This is a genomic window from Streptomyces sp. CC0208, from assembly GCF_003443735.1.
GTDB classification, from domain to species: domain Bacteria; phylum Actinomycetota; class Actinomycetes; order Streptomycetales; family Streptomycetaceae; genus Streptomyces; species Streptomyces sviceus.
This window is the reverse complement of record NZ_CP031969.1, coordinates 1,104,460-1,122,822: the sequence shown is the minus strand read 5'-3', so window position 1 is coordinate 1,122,822 and position 18,363 is coordinate 1,104,460. Positions and strand designations below refer to the sequence as shown.

Here is an 18,363-nt window from a genome sequence, read left to right as displayed (position 1 = left end):
GGTTCTGGCCACGTCGCTGTTTCGGGTCAGCACCTTTGCTTCCAAGGCCTGTTCGGCCGTCCCAAGGAGGAATCACTCATGATCCATTCCGTGAGAGCCGCCGCCGCGGCCACGGCGTCCACCGTCATCGCCGCCGCCGGCCTCGTCTTCGGTACGGCGGGCGCTGCCCACGCGACCGGTCACGGCGCCGGCTACTACGGCGTCTGGGCCTCCGGCGTCAATGTCCGTGCCGGTGGCGGGGAACACTGCTACCTGTATCCGTCGGCCGCCAACTGTCCGGACGTGCAGACCACAGTGAGCAGCCCGGCCCAGGTGTGGGTGTACTGCCAGCAGGAGGGGGATCAGAGCGTCGGCGGCAACCCCTACTGGGTCTGGGTGCTCACCGCGAGTGGCCACCGCGGCTACATGGCCAGCTACTACACCGACAACGCCACCAACTGGATCGACGGTGTCGAGCGCTGCTGACGCGGCCTCGTAGTCCGCGCCGGCGCATCCGACCCGTTCCCGCCGCAGCCCAGGTGCGCGTGAAAGGACACAGCATGGCCGACCAAATGGTCGTCGAGGCACAGAAGTTCATCAACTCCTACAACGTCGCCGGAATCCCGAAGGTCGAGGAGAACGGCCGCACCGGCTGGACCGTCATGTTCGCGCTGACCCGGGCGCTTCAGTACGAGCTGGGCATCACCTCCCTGTCCGACAGCTTCGGCCCGACGACGCTCGCCACCCTCCAGGCCCGCCACCCCGTCATCAATGCGGGCACCCGGCACGAGAAGGTCCTCAAGATCGTGCAGTCCGCGCTGTACTGCAAGGGCTACGACGGCGGCGGCATCGACGGCACCTACAACGACTCCGTAGCGGCGTCGGTCCGCGAGCTGAAGCAGAACATGGGCGTCGACGGCGCCTTTGCGGACGGGGTACCGCCGAAGGTGTTCAAGGCGCTGCTCACCATGGACGCCTATGTCGTCACCGAGGGCGGGAGCGAGCCGACCCGCGCGGTACAGCAGTGGATGAACGGCCGCTATGTCGGCCGCCGAAACTTCTTCATCGTGCCGTGCGACGGTCACTTCTCACGGGACGTGCAGAAGGCACTGATGCTTGCGATCCAGTACGAGATCGGCATGAGCGACGACGTCGCGAACGGGGTCTTCGGCCCCGGTACCCAGCAGGGCATCAGGAACAACCCCCTTTCGGAGGGCTCCTCGGGGACCTGGGTGAGTCTCTTCACCGCCGCCATGATCTTCAACAAGCGCGATGGGGTGTTGTTCAGCAGCGCCTTCAACGCCGACCTGGCAACACGCGTGCGCAGCTTCCAGAATTTCGCGAAGCTCCCGGTCACCGGCCGAGGGGACTTCCAGACCTGGGCCTCGCTGCTGGTGTCCACCGGTGACGCCACCCGCAGGGGGACCGCGGCCGACTGTGTCACCGAGGTCACCGACGCGCGGGCGGCGGCGCTCAGGGACGCGGGGTACCAGATCGTGGGGCGCTACCTGTCCAACGTCCCGGGCACCTCACTCGACAAGAAGATCAAGCTCGGTGAGCTGAGCCGGATGGCCGCCTACGGTCTGAGCTGCTTCCCGATCTACCAGACCTGGGGCGGGGAGGCGGCCTACTTCCGCCGCGCGCAGGGAATCGCCGACGCCTTCGCGGCCATCGAGCGGGCCAAGTACTACGGCTTCAAACCCGGCACCCGTATCTACTTCGCCGTCGACTTCGACGCGCTCGACTACGAGGTGACCGACAACATCCTGCCGCATTTCCGGGGCATCCGGGACATCATGAACGAGCACGGCCAGGGGTACCTGACCGGCATCTACGGACCCCGGAACGTCTGCAGCCGGGTCGCCGCCGCGGGCTACACCTCGGCGAGTTTCGTCTGCGACATGTCCACGGGCTTCTCCGGGAATCTCGGCTATCCGCTGCCCGACGACTGGGCCTTCGACCAGATCTCCACGGTCTCGGTGGGAGCGGGCAGCGGCCTCATCGAGATCGACAACGACATCGTGTCGGGCCGTGACACCGGCCAGAACACCTACGGCACCGAGCAGGTCACCGGAATCCTGGACGTCAACATGGACATGTCCATGCGGGGCGCGCTGCTCGCGGACGTCCAGTCGTATCTCCTCAACAGCATGGGCGTGCCGGAGACGGGCGGGAACCAGGGCGCCCAGGTGCTCACGTACCGGTCGACCACCGAGGCGTTCGACCTGGTGATGAGCTTCGACGGGCTGGTCACCCAGCTCGCGCGCACCTTCAAAATGCGCAAGGCCATCATCCAGGCCCCGCTGCTCTGGGAGATCCGGATGTACAACAGCCTGGACGTCGTCGGCGACGAGGCGGTCATCGACCACTACGACGGAACAGGGCTGAGCACGAAGACCGACTCCAGTACCGGTCTCGCGCAGATCTTCGCGGCCACCGCCATCCGCGGCCGCAACCACTGCATCCTGGCCGGCCTGATCGGCGGCAGCCTCATGCTCCCCTCCGACGAGAACGACCTGTGGAACGTCTGGCAGCAACTGCACGACAACCACGACTACAACATCCGGACCGTGCCGACGGTCCTGATCGAGGGTGCCGACGACGTCGGCGTTCCCCGGCCGTCCATGTTCACCAGCGAGGAGCACACCCGCCTCACACTGGCCCGCTACAACGGCACCGACGAGCGAGCCCAGGACTACGGCCGGGCCATGCTCGGCCTCCACCAGGTGTTCGAGAAGTACAACGCGCCCCTGCGCGGCCTGTGACGCACCGATCGCATCGATCGCACCCATCGCAGTCCACACTCTCAGACAGGACGGACGTGACCCTCTCATCCCCACACCCGCCGCGCCGCCGCGTACTGCGCACCGGCCTCGGCCTGACCGCGGCGGCGGGCCTCGCCACTCTCGCGGTCCCCTCCCCGGCGTCCGCGTCCACGCGAACGGCCGCGGACGGCTCGCCCGCGCACCACACCAGCGCCAACGGCTGGCCGACGGAATCGCAGGCCGACACCTCGGGAGCCATCTGGACCCGTCAGGTGCCGGGCAGTTCGGTCTCCGTGGCCCTGCGCATCGGCGAGGCCGCCACCGTGCTCGTACACGTCATCCGCCGTTACCACTACGAGATCGACACACTCGTTGACGGGGAGGTGATCGGCTTCCGCCCCGCGGACGGCACGCTGAAGGGCCGCGCGACCAACCACGCCTCGGGGACCGCGGTCGCGATACGCCCGACCTGGTACCCGGACGGCGCCAAGGGCGGTCTCTTCCCCCACCAACTGGCCACGGTCCGCGACATCCTCAAGGAATGCCAGGACGTGGTGGCCTGGGGTGGAGACTTCCGCCGCCCGAACGAGTCCCACTTCCAGATCGACGTAGCCCCCTCGGACGCGCGCCTGAAGCGGCTCGCGGCCAGGATTCGAGGCTGGGAGGACATACCCGGCCAGGGGGCGGGGACGCTCTCCCTGGGCGCCTGACAGTCGATGTCCGGGACCGCACGGTGTGCGCGATGGCGCACGACGGAGCGTCCGCTTTACGGTCGGCCGTACTCGGTCATCGCGTCGATGAGCCAGCGGGCCAGGTAGTCGGCGAACGAGGACCGCGGGAGCAGGCGGTAGGTCGGGGTGTCGTCGGTCTGCCACAGCAGTGCCGCGATGGGGCCGACCGTCGTCGACACCGCGTGGCCGGGGCCGAAGACGCGGGGGTGCAGGTCCAGCGGGCAGCCCTTCTCCAGGACCTCGCGGGCGGAGGGGCCGCTCAGTTCGAGGGTGGTGCGGTTCGCCGACACGTCCACCACCGAGCCGGGGGCGCCCTGGAGGGCTTCCCGCAGCTCGGCCGTCACGATGTCGGCGTCGGCCCGGGAGATCACGAGCCACTCGTCGGGGCCCAGCCAGACGGCCGTACGGTGGGTGCTCGCGGCGGTGTCGCCGCATCGGCGGGGGAGCGGCGCCCCCAGCGTCCTCCCGATCCGGTCGGCCGCCGCGGACGCGGGGTCGACCCGCACGTTCACCATCGTGAGGAACGGCAGCTCGGCCAGGGTGACGCCCCGGGTACCGGTGACGGCGGCGGCGCGCATCCGCTCCTCCAGGTGGGCCAGCGGGCTGGTACGCAGTGCCGCCGGTCCCGCCATGATCGGTTCAGCCATCTCGCCTGGTCCCTTCGGGGTCGTAGAGGACGAAGTCGGTGACCTCGACGGGCACCAGGGCCTCGCCCACCGGGGCGAGCAGCGTCTGGCCCTTCCTCGCCTGCCCGTCGGCCACGAGGGCGAGGGCGAACGGGCGGCCGAGGGCCGGACTGTGGTAGCTGGAGGTGACATGGCCGAGCATCGGCACCGGCACCGTCCCCAAGTCGACGTCCGGCGCGACGAGTTGGGTGCCCTCGGGCAGCCGGGTCGTGCGGTCGGCCGGAAGCAGCCCGACCAGTTGCTTGCGGTCGGTGCGGGCGGTGTCGGCGCGGGCGAAGGACCGCTTGCCGATGAAGTCCTTCTGCTTGGAGACCACCCAGCTCATGCCGGCGTCCTGCGGGGTGACCGTGCCGTCGGTGTCCTGGCCGACGATGATGTAGCCCTTCTCGGCCCGCAGGACGTGCATCGTCTCGGTGCCGTACGGGGTGATGCCGTACGGCCGGCCGGCCGCGTCCACCTCCTCCCAGACCGCGAGCCCGTACCAGGCGGAGACGTTGATCTCGTAGGCCAGTTCGCCGGAGAAGGAGATCCGGCAGACACGGGCCGGGATGCCGGAGGCCAGGGTCGTCTCGCGGAAGGCCATGAACGGGAAGGCCTCGTTCGACAGGTCGAGGTCCGGGGCGAGATGGCCGACGACCGCGCGCGACTGCGGGCCGACGACGGCGATCGTCGCCCACTGCTCGGTCACCGAGGTGCAGCGCACGTCGAGTTCGGGCCACTCGGTCTGGGACCACTCCTCCAGCCAGTCCAGGACGTTCGCGGCGCCGCCGGTCGTGGTGGTCATGAAGTAGCGGTTGTCGTCGAGGCGCAGGGTCACCCCGTCATCGAAGATCATGCCGTCGGGCTTGCACATCACGCCGTACCGCCCGGTGCCGGGCTTCAGCTTCTTGAAGGCGTTGGTGTAGATCCGGTTGAGGAACTCGCCCGCGTCCGCGCCCCAGATCTCGATCTTGCCGAGGGTGGAGGCGTCCATGAACGCCACACCCTCCCGGGCCGCCCGGCACTCGCGTGCCACGGCCGCGTCCATGTCCTCACCGGCCTGCGGGTAGTACCAGGGGCGCTTCCACTGCCCGACGTCCTCGAACGTGGCACCGTGCGCCACATGCCAGCTGTGGATCGCCGTGGTCCGCTCCGGGTCGAACAGCTCTCCGCGCTCGCGCCCCGCCAGGGCGGCGAAGGCGATCGGCGTGTACGGCGCCCGGTAGGCCGTGGTGCCGATCTCCCCCAGCGAGCCGCCGAGAGCCTCGGCGATCACCCCGATCGCGTTGACGCCGGAGGTCTTGCCCTGGTCGTTCGCCGTGCCGAGCGAGGTGTAGCGCTTCACGTGCTCGACGCCGCGCATGCCGGCGCCGGTGGAGCGCCAGACGTCGGCGACCGTGACATCACGCTGGAGATCGACGAAGTGGCTGTCCCAGGTGCCCGGTTCGCCCTCGGCGGAGGGCACCAGCCACAGGGCGCGCGTCGGCCCCGGTGCACGCCGTACGGGCTCGGCCGGTATGGGCACCGGGAACCCCGCCGCTGTCGCCGCCAGTGCTCCGGCCCGGGTCCCTTCGGCCAGACAGCCGTCGAGGTCGTACGTCCCCCGGGCCGCCCCCACCACCTGCTGATCCCGTACGGCCCCGTCCGGCACGAACGCCACCAGGTCGGAGTCCCAGCGCAACCGCCCCTGACGCTGGCTGTGCAGATGCACCACCGGACTCCAGCCACCCGACACGGCCAGCAGATCGCAGGCGAACGACTGCGGCTCACCGGCGAGTTGACCGTCGGCGTCGAGAGTCTGCACGGTGGCGCCGATGAGCCTGTGCTCGCCCGCCGTACCGACCACCGCGCTGCCCGTCAGCACCCGCGCCCCGGTCAGCTCGGCCACCTCGGCGGCCCGGTCGGAGAGTTCGGGGCGGGCGTCCACGACGACGGCGACGGAGATCCCGGCGGCACACAGATCGGCGACCGTGTCGTAGGCGCTGTCGTTGGTCGTGCTCACCACGGCCTGTGAACCCGGGGCCACGGCGTACCGGTTGAGATACGTGCGCACGGCCCCGGCGAGCATCACGCCGGGCCGGTCGTTGCCCGCGAAGACCAGCGGACGCTCGTGCGCCCCGGTCGCCAGGATCACCTGACGGGCGCGGATGTGCCACAGTCGCTGCCGCGAGACACCCTCGGGGGCGTCGGCGCCGAGGTGGTCGGTGCGCCGCTCAAGGGCCAGCACGTAGTTGTCGTCGTACGACCCGAAAGCCGTGGTCCGATGCAGGACGAGGGCCTCGGGGGCGGCGCGCAGCTCCTGCCAGCGCTCCCCGTCAACGGGCTCGGGCTGTTCGTCGACGAGGAGCACGCGGGCGCCGGAGGCGGCGGCAGTCGTGGCCGCCGCGAGGCCCGCCGGTCCGGCGCCGACGACCAGGACGTCGGTGTGGACGTACTTCTTGTCGTAGACGGCGGGATCCGGAGTGGGGTCGAGCCGGCCCATCCCGGAGAGCGTGGTGGCGGACAAGCCGTCGTACAGTTCGACGGTCGTGGCCGGGAGCATGCCCTCCGAGCACGAACCGCCCAGCTGGACCAGGGCGTTGGGCTCCTCGACACCCGCGGAGACGATGCCGCGCGGGCGGCCCCGGTAGAGCGAGGGGGCGACCTCGACGAGGCCGTTCGCCAGCATCGCCGAGGCAAGGGTGTCGCCCGGGTGACCGGTCAACTGCCGTCCGTCGACGGTGAATCGGAGCAGCGTGCCGCGGTCGACACGGCCGCCTCGCGGCAGCCGGAAGCGCTGGTCGGTCATCGGTTCCCTCCGGGGCGTGGCTCGTCGAGCCGGTACGAGGTCAGCACCTCGTGGGTGGCGGTGTCACGCAGGACGTTGAACCAGCGGCGGCAGCCGACGCTGTGCATCCACCGTTCCGCGAAGGGGCCCTTGGGGTTGTCGCGGTAGAAGACGTACTCGGCCCACTGCTCGTCGGTGAGGTCGGCGGGGGACTCGGGATGGGGGACATGGGCCTGTCCGCCGTAGCGGTACTCCGTCTCGTTCCGCGGCCCGCACCATGGGCAGGTGATCAGCAGCACGGCGTTCTCCTCAATGCCTGAATGCCTCAGTGGGCCACGGCTGCTGCGCCGTGTTCGTCGATCAACGCGCCGGTCGTGAAGCGGTCGAGGGCGAAGGGAGCGTTCAGCGGATGCGGTTCGCCCGTGGCGATGGTGTGCGCGAAGGTCCAGCCGGCCGCCGGGGTGGCCTTGAAACCGCCGGTGCCCCAGCCGCAGTTGACGTAGAGGTTCTCGACGGGCGTGCTGCCGATGATCGGCGAGGCGTCCGGAGTGACGTCGACGATTCCGCCCCAGGTGCGCAGCACATGCGCCCTGGCGAAGACCGGGAACAGCTCGACGGCGGCCGCCATCTGCTGCTCGATCACATGGAACGAGCCGCGCTGACCGTAGCCGTTGTACGAGTCGACGCCCGCGCCCATCACCAGCTCGCCCTTGTGCGCCTGGGAGACGTAGACGTGGACGTGGTTCGACATGACGACGGTCGGATGCACCGGCTCGTGCAGCTCGGAGACCAGGGCCTGGAGCGGGTGGGACTGCACCGGCAGCCGGATGCCCGCCCGCTCGGCCAGCACGCTGCTGTGTCCGGCGGCGGCGAGACCGACCCGGCCGGCGTGGATGCGGCCGCGGTTGGTGTCGACGCCCACGACCCGGTCGCCGTCCTTGAGGAAGCCGGTGACCTCGCAGCCCTGGATCAGGTCCACGCCCAGTTCGTCGGCGCGGCGGGCCAGCGCCCAGGCGACGTGGTCGTGCTTGGCGATGCCGGCCCGGGGCTGGAAGGTGGCGCCGAGCACCGGATACCGGGTGCGGGACGAGACGTTGAGGATGGGGCAGACCTTGGCGACCTCGTCGGGTTCGAGCCACTCGGCGTCGACTCCGTTGAGGCGGTTGGCGTTGACCCGGCGCACGCCCTCGCGGACGTCCTGGAGGGTGTGCGCGAGGTTGAGGACTCCGCGCTGGCTGAACAGGAAGTCGTAGTCCAGCTCCTCCGGGAGCCGCTCCCACAGCTTCAGCGCGTGCTCGTAGATGGCCGCGCTCTCGTCCCACAGGTAGTTGGAGCGGATGATCGTGGTGTTGCGGGCCATGTTGCCGCCCGCGAGCCAGCCCTTCTCCAGGACGGCCACGTTGGTGATGCCGTGGTTCTTGGCGAGGTAGTAGGCGGTGGCGAGACCGTGACCGCCCGCGCCGACGATGACGACGTCGTACGAGGAGCGCGGCTCGGGGTTGCGCCAGAGGAAGTCCGGGTGCTCCGGCAGCGGTTCGGCACTCATGCCGGGCCTCCGTCCAGGTGGGGGTAGAGCGGGAAGGCGGCGGCCAGTTTCTCGACCCGGGCGCGCAGTTCGTCCTCGGGGCGTTCGCGCTTCAGGGCCTCGGCGATGATGTCGGCGACCTCGCGGAACTCCGTCTCGCCGAAGCCGCGGGTGGCCAGGGCGGGTGTCCCGATCCGCAGGCCCGAGGAGACCATCGGGGGGCGCGGGTCGAACGGCACGGCGTTGCGGTTGACGGTGATGCCGATGCGGTGCAGCCGGTCCTCGGCCTGCTTCCCGTCGAGTTCGGAGTTGCGCAGGTCGACCAGGATCAGGTGGACCTCGGTGCCGCCGGTCAGCACGGTGATCCCGGCCTCGGCCACGTCGTCGGCCAGCAACCGGCCGGCGAGGATCTTCGCGCCCCGCAGCGTGCGCCGCTGGCGCTCCTTGAACTCCTCGCCCGCCGCCACCTTGAAGGCCACCGCCTTCGCCGCGATCACGTGCTCCAGCGGACCGCCCTGCTGACCGGGGAAGACCGCCGAGTTGATCTTCTTGGCCAGGTCGGCACGGCTGAGGATGACACCGCCGCGCGGACCGCCGAGGGTCTTGTGGGTCGTCGTCGTGACGACGTCGGCGTACGGCACCGGGCTCGGGTGCAGGCCCGCGGCCACCAGTCCCGCGAAGTGCGCCATGTCCACCATCAGGTACGCGCCCACCGCGTCGGCGATCCGGCGGAACCCGGCGAAGTCCAGCTGCCGTGGGTAGGCCGACCAGCCCGCGACGATCATCTTCGGCCGGTGTGCGAGGGCGAGCCGCTCCACCTCGTCCATGTCGACGCGCAGGTCCGACTCGCGCACGTGGTACGGGACGACGTCGTACAGCTTGCCGGAGTAGTTGAGGCGCATGCCGTGGGTCAGGTGCCCGCCGTGCGCCAGGTCGAGGCCGAGGATCGTGTCGCCGGGGTTGAGCAGCGCGAACATCGCGGCCGCGTTGGCCTGGGCGCCCGAGTGCGGCTGGACGTTCGCGGCCTCGGCGCCGAAGAGCTCCTTCACGCGGGCGACGGCCAGCCGCTCGACGACGTCGACGTGCTCGCAGCCGCCGTAGTAGCGGCGGCCCGGGTAGCCCTCGGCGTACTTGTTGGTCAGGACCGAGCCCTGGGCCTCCATCACGGCGGCGGGCGCGAAGTTCTCGGAGGCGATCATCTCGAGTGTGGACTGCTGGCGGTGCAGCTCGGCGGCGAGAGCGTCGGCGACGTCCGGGTCGAGTTCGCTGAGGGGGAGGGAGAGCGGCGAGGTGGGCGACGTACTCGTTGCCATCGGTGCACCATCCTGAGAGCCAGCTAATGAGCAACTGATATATCAGCCTGTGCGCTAAGGTATGGGAGCTCGCCGCACAGGTCAAGGGGGCATCCATGGAGCAGGTCGCGACCGAGACCGAGGAGCTGTCGCTCGCCGAGCGCGCGTACCGCGCCATCCGGGACCGGCTGGTCATGCTGGAGATCCGGCCCGGCGCGCCGATCAACGAGGAGCAGCTGGGGCAGTCCCTCGGCGTCGGCCGCACACCGGTGCGCGAGGCACTCAAGCGGCTCCAGTACGAGCGCCTGATCACGACCTATCCCCGCCGCGGCACCTTCGCCACCGAGGTCAACATCACCGACCTCGCCCACATCTCCGAGGTGCGCCAGGAACTGGAACCCCTGGCGGCGGCGCAGGCCGCGCGGCGCGCCACGGCCACCGACCGGGCGAACCTGACGGCCCTACGGCGGGAACTGGAAACCGCCGGAGCCCCCGGGCGGGACGCCGCAGAACTCATGCACCTGGACCTCCAGGTCCACCGCGCCATCTACACCGCCACGCACAACCCGTACCTGGAGGACACCCTCGTCAGGCACGACAATCTCGCCACCCGCATCTGGTGCCTGTTCGTGGACCGGCTGTCCGACATGGCCGGCCATGTCGAGGAGCACGGCCCGCTGATCGAGGCGATCGTCTCCGGCGACGCCGACACCGCGGCACGGCTCGCCCGCAGCCATGTCGAGGGCTTCGAACAGGCCATCCGCGAGGCCATCTGAGGCCGTCGGGTCCGGCCGGTCACTGCCAAGCCGACGGGGTCTGGAAGCGGACCGTCAGTTCCACCCGCACGTCGTCGCCCGCGTCGAGCCCTTCCGGTGTGCGCACCGCGTTCTTGAGGGGCAGCAGATAGCCGCCGTCCTTCGGGAACAGCGACGTCGTGAAGGTGACCTCGCCGATCCGGGCCTCGACCGGGATCACGCCCCAGCCGTACGTGGCCATTCGGGCCACCTCACCGATGTCGGCGGACTCCTGGTCGGGCACGGGGACGAAGTAGTAGGGGGCCGGGCCCCGCCATTCGATCACCCGGCCGGTGAAGGTGAGCTGCATGAGACCCCCGTTGTCCCGACGACGTCACGACAGTCTGTACCGCGCCGCGATGTCCGTGAGATATCCGCGCAACAGGATCTTCGCCTCCTCCAGCAGTGCCGTGTCCCCCTTCGTGTCCCGGCGGAAGGCCTCCTGGGCGAGGGCGTCGGCGGCGAGGATCGCGGCGTGGCAGACGCGGGCGAGGGTCTCGTCGTCCTCGGCGAGCCGCAGCGCGAGCAGGATGCGGCGGATCCCGTCGGCCATCCGGTGCTTGTGCTCACGGTCCGCGGCCCGGGTCCGCTCGGTCAGCCCGCTGCCGAACCACAGGGCGCGGAAGCCGTGTTCGGTGCGGTAGATCTCGGCGTACGCGTCGATCAGGACACCGACGGGGTCCTCCCAGCGCTCTGCCGCCGCGGCCTCGACGAGCGCGTCCATCGCCGCTTCCAGCTTCGCGAAGTAGCCGACCGCGAGTGCCTCGATGATCGCCCCGCGGTCGGGCAGGTACTGGTAGAGCGAACCGACCGACACCCGCGCCTCGGACGCGATCCGGGTCGTGGTGAGCGACTCGACGCCCTCCTCGACCAGGATGCGCTCCGCCGCTTCGAGCACCCTGGCCAACCGGGCCCGGCTGCGGGCCTGTTGGGGTGTGCGGCGCAGGGAAGCGATCCAGGCCGCCGGGTCGGTGTCCGAGGCGGACTCAGCCACGCGCTGACCTCCGCTCACCCACGTGACGACCTCACGTGACTACCTCCGAACCTGAACGTGACTTTGTTTCACGTTTAGGTTAGCGTCGCGCGCATGACCGACTCAAGCCCGGCGCTGAGCGAGGAGCGGGCCGCCGTGGCGGACGCCTGCCGCCGACTGGGGGCCGAGGGGCTGCTCATCGGTACGGCGGGGAACGTCAGCGTCCGCGTCGAGGACCGGGTGGCGATCACCGCGACCGGCGCGATCCTGGCCGAGCTCACCCCGGACCAGGTGACTGTCGTCGACCTCGACGGAGAGATCGTGACCGGCGGCCTGCTGCCGACCTCGGAACTGGACCTCCACCTCGGCGTGTACCACCGTTACGGCGCCGGCGCCGTCGTGCACACGCACGCCCCGATGGCCACCGCGCTCTCCCTCGTCCTCGACGAACTGCCCTGCGTCCACTACCAGTTGCTGGCCCTCGGCGGCACCGTCCGGGTCGCGCCGTACGCCACCTTCGGCACCCCGGAACTCGCCGAGTCGGTCCTCACCGCGCTGGAGGGCCGGAGCGCCGCCCTGATGGCCAACCACGGGGCCGTCACCCACGCCCCGACCCTCGACAAGGCGGTCGAACACGCGCTGCTCCTGGAGTGGGCCTGCGGTGTCTACCAGCGCGCGGCCGCCCTGGGGCAGCCCCGCGTCCTCGACGAACAGCAGCAGATCGCGGTGATCGAGGCCGCCCTCGCCCGCAACTACGGAACCACGCAATCCGCACCATCCGCGCAGGAGGGAACCCGATGAGGGCACAGAACGTCGTCACCATGGGCGTGCACGTGCTGGACGTCCTGGTCCGGCCGGTCGAGGAGATACCGGAGGGCCAGGGCGCGACCCTGGTCGAGGACATCCGCATGACCGCCGCCGGCACGGCCGCGGGCACCGCCCTCACCCTGGCCAAGCTGGGCGCCTCGGTGCGCACCGCGGGAGCGATCGGCACGGACCCGACGGGCGACCTGCTCACGCAGCTCCTCGACCGGGCGGGGATCGACACCTCGCTGCTCGTCCGCCGTATCGACACCTCCACCTCCGCGACCGTCCTGCCCATCCGCCCCAACGGCGACCGCCCCACCCTCCACCTGCTCGGCGCCAACATCACCTACGGCCTCGACGACGTGCCCTGGGACGCGGTCGCCGAGGCGAGCCACCTGCACCTCGGCGGCCCCGAGCTGATCGGAGCCGAGGTCGCCGCCCGCATCCTGGCCCACGCCAAGGAGCACGGCGTGGTCACCTCGGTGGACCTCCTCGCCCCGGGCTACCTCGGCACCTTCGACCAGATCGAACCGCTGCTCCCGTACGTCGACTTCCTGCTCCCCAACGAGGACCAGGTCCTCGGCTTCAGCGAGGAACAGGACGTCGTCACCGGCGCGAAGAGGTTCCTGGCCGGCGGTGTGGGCCTGGTCGCGGTCACCCGCGGCGGCGACGGCGCCCTCCTGGTCACCGCCGAGGGCACGGAGACGGTCCCCGCCTTCGAGGTCGAGGTCGTCGACACCACCGGCTGCGGCGACGCCTTCTCGGCGGGCTTCCTGCGCGGGATGAGCCTGGACCGCACACCACGGGAGGCGGCGATCCTGGGCAGTGCCGCGGCGGCACTGGTGGCGCAGGGCCTGGGCAGCGACCACGGCGACTTCGACCTGGCGGAGGCCGACGAGTTCTCCATGACGAGCAGGACCCGCGGCTAGGACCCATCCCTGCCGTGCGGTGTGCGTGGGCCGCGGAATGGGCAGCCCGCGTCGCCACCGACCGCCCGCACCGCTACGCCAAGCGGCTCGCCTCGCACCTCGGGCGCCGCAGCCGGCCCACGTGGGACGAGGACAGCGGTGAGGGCGGCCCGCTCTTCCAGAACGGAGGCAAGGGCTCGCGGCGAGCCCGGCACGACGCAGTGCAGGCAGACCGCCTGACCGGGGGCATGCCTCAGATCGAGCACCCCACGTGGGCCAGCGCCTGCTTGAGCAGCACCCCGTGACCGCCGGGCATCTCGCTCGCCACCGCCGGTGACAGGGCCTCCTGAGGGCTGAACCACACCAGGTCCAGGGCGTCCTGGCGAGGCTGGCAGTCGCCGCTGACCGGGACGACGTAGACGAGGGACACGGCGTGCTGGCGCGGGTCGTGGTACGGCGTGATCCCCTGCGTGGGGAAGTACTCCGCCACCGTGAACGGCTGCAGCGAGGGCGGGATCCGGGGCAGCGCCACGGGTCCGAGGTCTTTCTCCAGGTGACGCAGGAGGGCGTCCCGGACCCGCTCGTGGTGCAGAACGCGGCCGGAGACCAGAGTCCGGCTGACCGTTCCGTCGGGTCCTATGCGCAGTAGCAGGCCGACGCTGGTGACTTCGCCGCTGTCGTCGACGCGCACGGGCACGGCCTCGACGTACAGGATGGGCATCCGGGCGCGGGCCTGCTCGAGATCGTCGGCGCTCAGCCAGCCGGGCGTGGTATCGGTCAAGTCAGACATTGCTAGATCATACTTTCCGGGGACGGCGGGTGCTCAGTCGCGCTCGCCTGGTGGGACGGGGACGGGGCGGGAAGTCCGTAGAGACGGCGGGCGTTGTCCCCGCTCGTCCAGGCCGCGATGCGCAAGGCGTCCGGCAGGCTCAGTTCGTCGGCGTCCACCCGCTCCTGGAGCAGAGCGGCCAGACCCTGCCGGAAGGACAGCGCGCCGAGCAGATGGAATTCGGCCACACCGTACGCGTCGGAGCTGTACAGCAGCTTGCGGAACGGCGTGATCTCCAGCGCCTCCGCCAGGATCGCCCGGGACCGCGCGGGGCCGACGTAGTGCAGCGTGAGGCCCACGTCCAGGTACACCTGCTCGAACACCGCGGCCAGATAGGCGGCCTGCCGCTGGTACGGCCAGCAGTGCAGCAGCAGGACCGGGACGGTGCCCGCGGTCAGGTGCAGCCAGTCCGTGAGGTGGGTGGGGTCCACGCGGTGCATCCGGATGTCGCTGTCGCCGAAGCCGGTGTGCAGTTGGAGCGGCAGCCCCAGGTCCACGGCGGTCCACAGCAGATGCCGTACGAGAACGGGATCGGCCAGCCGGCCGCCGCGGGCGAGCCAGTCGGCGGCGGCACGGGTGACCTCGGCCTCCGAGGGGCGCGCCGGGTCCAGGTCGAAGCCGGTGCGGTAGGCGGCGACCGACTTCACGGCCGCCACACCCGGCCGCCCCACGGCATCCAGAGCGGCCGCCCGGAACATGTCGGCGTACGCGTCCGGCTCCACGCCCCGCGCCGCCACCGCCTCCGCGACACCCTCCAGCCGCACGATCTCGTACGCCGTCCCGCCCGCGGCCTCTGCCAGCTCCGCCGGTGTGGTGAGACGTTCCGCCGCGTACCCGGTGTCCACGCAGAACACGTCCGTGCCCGCGGCGTGCAGGAAGCGGCGGTTGACCTCGTGCGGGCCCAGCTCGGCACGGCGGGCCAGGTAGGCCTCGGGCGATGCGTGGTGGGGGAGGTCCAGCAGGGGCGCGCAATGGCGCCGGACCGCCACGCCGACGGGGCTGTCGAAGGGCGAGATCCCCGGCCAGACGCTGCCCTCGGTGAGCAGCGACTCGAAGCCCGTCCGGTCGAGTGCGCCGGTGACGACCCCGTGGCAGTGGTGGTCCACCAGCCGGGCGGCGGCGAGGGCCTCGTGGACACGTCCGCTCATGCTCAGTACTTCCAGCGGTACGCCGCCGCGATCTGCTCGTCGTCCAGGTCGGCCACGGAGTCGCTCTCCCCGAAGCGCACGGCGACCACGGCGTCGGCGAGGACCGGACCCAGCGCGGCCCGCAGCTGTTCGTCGGCGCGGAAGGCCCGGACCGCCTGGGACAGGGAGGTCGGCAGCCGGCGGACGCCCAGGGCGGCGGCCCGGTCGGCGGTGAGCAGGGCCGGATCCCCGGTGATCTCCCTGGGCAGGGGCATGGCCGAGGTCAGCCCGTCGAGCCCGGCGGCGATCAGCCCGGTGAGCGCGAGATAGGGGTTCGCGGCGAGGTCGACCGGTTTCAGCTCCAGGTTCGCGGCCCGGTCGGTCAGGCCCGCCGTGCCGGTGACGATCCGCACGGCCGCCTCCCGGGTCTCCCGGCCCCAGGCGGTGAACACCCCGGCCCACTGGGAGGGTCTGAGGCGCAGATAGCTGGCCGGGCTCGGCGCGGTCAGAGCCGTCAGCGCGTGCAGGTGCGCGAGGACACCCGCGACGAACGACTCGGCCTCGCGCGTCATGCCGTACCGGCCCTTGCCGCTCGAGTGCAGGTTCACGCCCTCGCGCCAGGCGGAGAGGTGGAGATGGCCGCCGTTGCCGACGCCCTCCGCGAAAACCGCCGGGGCGAAGGAGACGACGAGCCCGTGCCGCTGGGCCACCGCACGGATCGTCTGCCGTACGAGGACGCTGACGTCGGCCGCCGCCACCGGGTCCAGGGCACTCGTCGAGATCTCGAACTGCCCGGCCGCGTACTCGGGGTGGAGCTGCGCTACCTCGATGCCCTGGGCGGCGCAGGCCGCCAGCAGGTCGGCCGCGTAGTCGCTCAGCTCCACCTGCCGGGTGGCGCCGTACGCCGGTCCCGACACCGCGGGCACGAAGTCACCGTCCGCCGCCGGGCCGCGGCCCACCGCCCACTCGATCTCGATGCCCGCCTCGAAGGTGATCCTGTGCCGCTCGGCCGCCTCGGTGACGATCCGCCGCAGAACCGTGCGGGAACAGCCCGGATGGCGCTCGCCCTCCTGGGTGATCCGGTCGACCGGCGCCCACGCCCAGCCGGGCTGCCCGGCCAGAGCCACCAGCCGGTCCAGATCGGGGTACAGACGCAGATCACCGTCCGGGGAGCCCAGGCTCTCCGTGGTGACGATGGAGTCGTTGGCCAGGAAGGTGTCGAACACCGGCGACATGCCCACGCCCCAGGCCGCGGCGGAGGGCAGCTTCGCCGTCGGGACCGTCTTCACCCGGCAGATGCCCGCGGTGTCGACATAGGCCAGGACCACGCCGTGCACGCCCTTCGCGGACAGCTCCTCACTCAGTGCGGTGGCCCGGTCCACGTCCCCGGGACGGCCCCCGGGGACGGGGTCGGCAAGGGTGGTCATACGTCCTCCACGACGGGCTCGGCCGATCGGATCCCGCGTCAGGGTTTCACGGCCACCGCGCCGAACTGCGGTACCACGGCCGGGGAGTCGGACTCGGCACGCCACTGCGAGCAGGAGACCAGGCCGGGTTCGAGGAGGTCGAGTCCGTCGAAGAACGTGGCGATGTCAGCGCCGCTGCGGGCCGTGATCGGCGGAGTGGCGTTCTCGTTCCAGAACTTCATGGCCGGGATCTGGCCCTCGCCGCCGAGGTCGGCGTCGAACGTGGGGTGGGTCAGGGCCAGATGGCTGCCGGACGGCATCGCGGCCATGATCTCGTGCGCGATCCTGCGTGCCTCGTCGGTGTCGAGGACGAAGTTGAGGATGCCGAGCATCATCACCGCGACCGGCTTGCTGAAGTCCAGGGTCCGCGCGGCCCGTTCGAGGATGGCGGCCGGGTCGTGGACGTCGGCGTCGATGTAGTCGGTGACGCCCTCGGGGGTGCTGGTCAGCAGGGTGCGGGCGTGGACGAGGACGATCGGGTCGTTGTCGACGTAGACGATCCGGGCGTCGGGCGCGATGCGCTGGGCGATCTCATGGGTGTTGTCCACCGTCGGCAGCCCCGTGCCGACGTCGAGGAACTGCCGGATGCCCCGCTCCTCGGCGAGGAAGCGCACCGAGCGACCCAGGAACCAGCGGTCCGCGCGGGCGATCTCCCGGATGATCGGGAACATCCCGGCGACGTGGTCACCGACCCGCTGGTCGACCTCGTAGTGGTCCTTGCCGCCGATCCAGTAGTTCCACACGCGCGCGTTGTGCGCCACACCTGTGTTCAGCCTGGCCGACGCGCCCGACGGGGTGTGGCTCTCGCTCACGACTGTGCTCCTTCTCCGTGCCTGCGGCCGTTGCGGCCATTGTGCCGCCCGATGATCAGCTTGTCCCGCGAACCCGCGACTCGAACGCCCTGTCCGAAGTGCCGGACACCCTCTCGGCGGTGACACTGGCCCCGTGCGCCCGCCCCGCCCCCGGCCTTCGAGGAGTGAGCATGCTGCCCGGATTCCTCGCCAGGATGGTCGAGTTGATGCGCCGCCGGGACGGCCGCTCGCTGCATGTGAAGGCGGCGGGCGGTGCGACCGCCGTGCTGCTCGTGGTGATGCTCACCGGTTCCTGGGCGGTGCTCGTCGCCGAGGAGGGGGCCCGGGGCGCCAGTCTGACCTCGTACCCGAAGGCCCTGTGGTGGTCGGTCGAGACGGCGACGACCGTCGGATACGGCGACTTCTACCCCGTGACCTGGTGGGGCCGGGTCGTCGGCACGGTCGTCATGGTCGTCGGGATCACGACGTACGGCATGGTCACGGCGGCACTCGCCACCTGGTTCGTGGCCCGGCAGCAGAAGCGTGCGCACCCGGTGGGTGCCGAGACCCTGCATGCCCTGCACGAGCGGTTCGACCGGCTGGAGGAGCTGCTGGGAGCGAAGAAGAAGGGGTGACGCGGTTCTCCGGCCGCGCGTGCCGGTGCTGCCGGGCCGGACGGCGATCTCCGCGTCCCTCCGGCGAGGGCGGCGGCCAGGCGGACCACGTCGAACTCGCGGTCGGTCAGGGGCGCGGTGGCCGGCGCCGGGCGGCGCGCGACGATCGGCTGCGGCCTCGGGCCCGGGGTGAGGTACCGGAGCAGACGTCCGGCGGCCGAGGGGGGTAGCGCGGTGAGTCACCGGCCGCGGCGGCACGGACCGCCTCGGCGAGAGCGTGGGGCCGGAATGCGGGTCCTCTTCCGAAGGGCGGGGCTTTCGTCGGGGGCC

18 protein-coding genes are annotated in these 18,363 nt (G+C 71.1%); 7 read left to right on the top strand and 11 right to left on the bottom strand.

Translation table 11 applies throughout. The features are described 5' to 3' along the window. Window positions 1-78: 78 nt before the first annotated feature. The 3 genes from D1369_RS05210 to D1369_RS05200 all read left to right on the top strand — a co-directional run bounded on the left by D1369_RS05210 (window position 79) and on the right by D1369_RS05200 (window position 3,454). Complete coding sequence (locus D1369_RS05210; protein ID WP_037902119.1) at window positions 79-465, top strand: hypothetical protein; 387 nt, start codon at window positions 79-81, stop codon at window positions 463-465. Between the two features lie 74 nt (window positions 466-539). Then, complete coding sequence (locus D1369_RS05205; protein ID WP_037902122.1) at window positions 540-2,744, top strand: glycoside hydrolase domain-containing protein; 2,205 nt, start codon at window positions 540-542, stop codon at window positions 2,742-2,744. A 56-nt stretch (window positions 2,745-2,800) separates the two neighbouring features. After that, window positions 2,801-3,454 (top strand): M15 family peptidase, encoded by a 654-nt coding sequence (locus tag D1369_RS05200; protein WP_118082295.1) that lies wholly within the window; start codon window positions 2,801-2,803, stop codon window positions 3,452-3,454. Between the two features lie 56 nt (window positions 3,455-3,510). Here the strand turns inward: D1369_RS05200 and D1369_RS05195 are convergent, their stop codons facing one another. Genes D1369_RS05195 through glyA form a run of 5 tightly spaced genes read right to left on the bottom strand, consistent with a single transcriptional unit; the run spans window position 3,511 to window position 9,745 of the window. After that, window positions 3,511-4,122 carry a sarcosine oxidase subunit gamma family protein gene (locus D1369_RS05195; RefSeq protein WP_007386203.1) on the bottom strand — a complete coding sequence of 204 codons (612 nt, stop codon included), beginning with the start codon at window positions 4,120-4,122 and terminating at the stop codon, window positions 3,511-3,513. Further along, window positions 4,115-6,928: a sarcosine oxidase subunit alpha family protein gene (locus tag D1369_RS05190; protein WP_007386204.1), complete on the bottom strand. Its 2,814-nt coding sequence runs from the start codon at window positions 6,926-6,928 to the stop codon at window positions 4,115-4,117. The genes D1369_RS05195 and D1369_RS05190 overlap by 8 nt, the downstream gene beginning before the upstream one ends. Continuing rightward, a complete protein-coding gene (locus D1369_RS05185; RefSeq protein ID WP_007386205.1) occupies window positions 6,925-7,206 on the bottom strand; it encodes a sarcosine oxidase subunit delta in 282 nt (93 codons plus the stop codon). Before D1369_RS05185 ends, D1369_RS05190 begins: the two co-directional genes overlap by 4 nt. Before the next feature lie 26 nt (window positions 7,207-7,232). Beyond that, a complete protein-coding gene (locus D1369_RS05180; protein ID WP_007386206.1) occupies window positions 7,233-8,453 on the bottom strand; it encodes a sarcosine oxidase subunit beta family protein in 1,221 nt (406 codons plus the stop codon). Then, window positions 8,450-9,745, bottom strand: coding sequence for a serine hydroxymethyltransferase (glyA, locus tag D1369_RS05175; RefSeq protein WP_007386207.1), 1,296 nt, complete (start codon window positions 9,743-9,745; stop codon window positions 8,450-8,452). The genes D1369_RS05180 and glyA overlap by 4 nt, the downstream gene beginning before the upstream one ends. 95 nt (window positions 9,746-9,840) lie before the next feature. Here glyA and D1369_RS05170 point away from each other — a divergent pair, with 95 nt between their 5' ends. Beyond that, complete coding sequence (locus tag D1369_RS05170; RefSeq protein WP_007386208.1) at window positions 9,841-10,500, top strand: GntR family transcriptional regulator; 660 nt, start codon at window positions 9,841-9,843, stop codon at window positions 10,498-10,500. Window positions 10,501-10,519: 19 nt separating this feature from the next. On the opposite strand, the gene D1369_RS05165 is transcribed toward D1369_RS05170, so the two are convergent. Both D1369_RS05165 and D1369_RS05160 read right to left on the bottom strand, forming a co-directional pair. Beyond that, the gene (locus tag D1369_RS05165; RefSeq protein WP_007386209.1) at window positions 10,520-10,828 is read right to left on the bottom strand and encodes a DUF1905 domain-containing protein; all 309 of its coding nucleotides are present in this window, start codon (window positions 10,826-10,828) and stop codon (window positions 10,520-10,522) included. Between the two features lie 24 nt (window positions 10,829-10,852). After that, complete coding sequence (locus tag D1369_RS05160; protein ID WP_050789797.1) at window positions 10,853-11,512, bottom strand: TetR/AcrR family transcriptional regulator; 660 nt, start codon at window positions 11,510-11,512, stop codon at window positions 10,853-10,855. Window positions 11,513-11,605: 93 nt separating this feature from the next. On the opposite strand from D1369_RS05160, the gene D1369_RS05155 reads away from it, so the two are divergent. Continuing rightward, the gene (locus tag D1369_RS05155) at window positions 11,606-12,292 is read left to right on the top strand and encodes a class II aldolase/adducin family protein (protein WP_007386211.1); all 687 of its coding nucleotides are present in this window, start codon (window positions 11,606-11,608) and stop codon (window positions 12,290-12,292) included. Next, a complete protein-coding gene (locus D1369_RS05150; protein WP_118082294.1) occupies window positions 12,289-13,227 on the top strand; it encodes a carbohydrate kinase family protein in 939 nt (312 codons plus the stop codon). The genes D1369_RS05155 and D1369_RS05150 overlap by 4 nt, the downstream gene beginning before the upstream one ends. A gap of 232 nt (window positions 13,228-13,459) precedes the next feature. Here the strand turns inward: D1369_RS05150 and D1369_RS05140 are convergent, their stop codons facing one another. The 4 genes from D1369_RS05140 to D1369_RS05125 are packed head-to-tail and all read right to left on the bottom strand — an operon-like array spanning window position 13,460 to window position 17,440. Next, complete coding sequence (locus D1369_RS05140; RefSeq protein WP_007386213.1) at window positions 13,460-13,996, bottom strand: NUDIX hydrolase family protein; 537 nt, start codon at window positions 13,994-13,996, stop codon at window positions 13,460-13,462. 2 nt (window positions 13,997-13,998) lie between these two features. Beyond that, window positions 13,999-15,183: an amidohydrolase family protein gene (locus tag D1369_RS05135; protein ID WP_007386214.1), complete on the bottom strand. Its 1,185-nt coding sequence runs from the start codon at window positions 15,181-15,183 to the stop codon at window positions 13,999-14,001. A 2-nt stretch (window positions 15,184-15,185) separates the two neighbouring features. Next, on the bottom strand, window positions 15,186-16,589 hold the full coding sequence (locus D1369_RS05130; protein ID WP_118082293.1) for a glutamine synthetase family protein: 1,404 nt from the start codon (window positions 16,587-16,589) through the stop codon (window positions 15,186-15,188). A gap of 38 nt (window positions 16,590-16,627) precedes the next feature. Continuing rightward, a complete protein-coding gene (locus D1369_RS05125) occupies window positions 16,628-17,440 on the bottom strand; it encodes an SAM-dependent methyltransferase (RefSeq protein WP_118082292.1) in 813 nt (270 codons plus the stop codon). 170 nt (window positions 17,441-17,610) lie between these two features. On the opposite strand from D1369_RS05125, the gene D1369_RS05120 reads away from it, so the two are divergent. Continuing rightward, window positions 17,611-18,054, top strand: coding sequence for a potassium channel family protein (locus tag D1369_RS05120; protein ID WP_037902126.1), 444 nt, complete (start codon window positions 17,611-17,613; stop codon window positions 18,052-18,054). The last annotated feature ends 309 nt before the right edge of the window (window positions 18,055-18,363 follow it).

What these genes read in the sequence shown, in the direction of transcription:
- D1369_RS05165 (WP_007386209.1), bottom strand. Translation starts at nt 10,828, where the DNA reads ATGCAGCTCACCTTCACCGGCCGGGTGATCGAATGGCGGGGCCCGGCC.
- D1369_RS05210 (WP_037902119.1), top strand. Translation starts at nt 79, where the DNA reads ATGATCCATTCCGTGAGAGCCGCCGCCGCGGCCACGGCGTCCACCGTC.
- D1369_RS05170 (WP_007386208.1), top strand. Translation starts at nt 9,841, where the DNA reads ATGGAGCAGGTCGCGACCGAGACCGAGGAGCTGTCGCTCGCCGAGCGC.
- glyA (WP_007386207.1), bottom strand. Translation starts at nt 9,745, where the DNA reads ATGGCAACGAGTACGTCGCCCACCTCGCCGCTCTCCCTCCCCCTCAGC.
- D1369_RS05195 (WP_007386203.1), bottom strand. Translation starts at nt 4,122, where the DNA reads ATGGCTGAACCGATCATGGCGGGACCGGCGGCACTGCGTACCAGCCCG.
- D1369_RS05190 (WP_007386204.1), bottom strand. Translation starts at nt 6,928, where the DNA reads ATGACCGACCAGCGCTTCCGGCTGCCGCGAGGCGGCCGTGTCGACCGC.
- D1369_RS05140 (WP_007386213.1), bottom strand. Translation starts at nt 13,996, where the DNA reads ATGTCTGACTTGACCGATACCACGCCCGGCTGGCTGAGCGCCGACGAT.
- D1369_RS05180 (WP_007386206.1), bottom strand. Translation starts at nt 8,453, where the DNA reads ATGAGTGCCGAACCGCTGCCGGAGCACCCGGACTTCCTCTGGCGCAAC.
- D1369_RS05205 (WP_037902122.1), top strand. Translation starts at nt 540, where the DNA reads ATGGCCGACCAAATGGTCGTCGAGGCACAGAAGTTCATCAACTCCTAC.
- D1369_RS05130 (WP_118082293.1), bottom strand. Translation starts at nt 16,589, where the DNA reads ATGACCACCCTTGCCGACCCCGTCCCCGGGGGCCGTCCCGGGGACGTG.
- D1369_RS05120 (WP_037902126.1), top strand. Translation starts at nt 17,611, where the DNA reads ATGCTGCCCGGATTCCTCGCCAGGATGGTCGAGTTGATGCGCCGCCGG.
- D1369_RS05155 (WP_007386211.1), top strand. Translation starts at nt 11,606, where the DNA reads ATGACCGACTCAAGCCCGGCGCTGAGCGAGGAGCGGGCCGCCGTGGCG.
- D1369_RS05150 (WP_118082294.1), top strand. Translation starts at nt 12,289, where the DNA reads ATGAGGGCACAGAACGTCGTCACCATGGGCGTGCACGTGCTGGACGTC.
- D1369_RS05135 (WP_007386214.1), bottom strand. Translation starts at nt 15,183, where the DNA reads ATGAGCGGACGTGTCCACGAGGCCCTCGCCGCCGCCCGGCTGGTGGAC.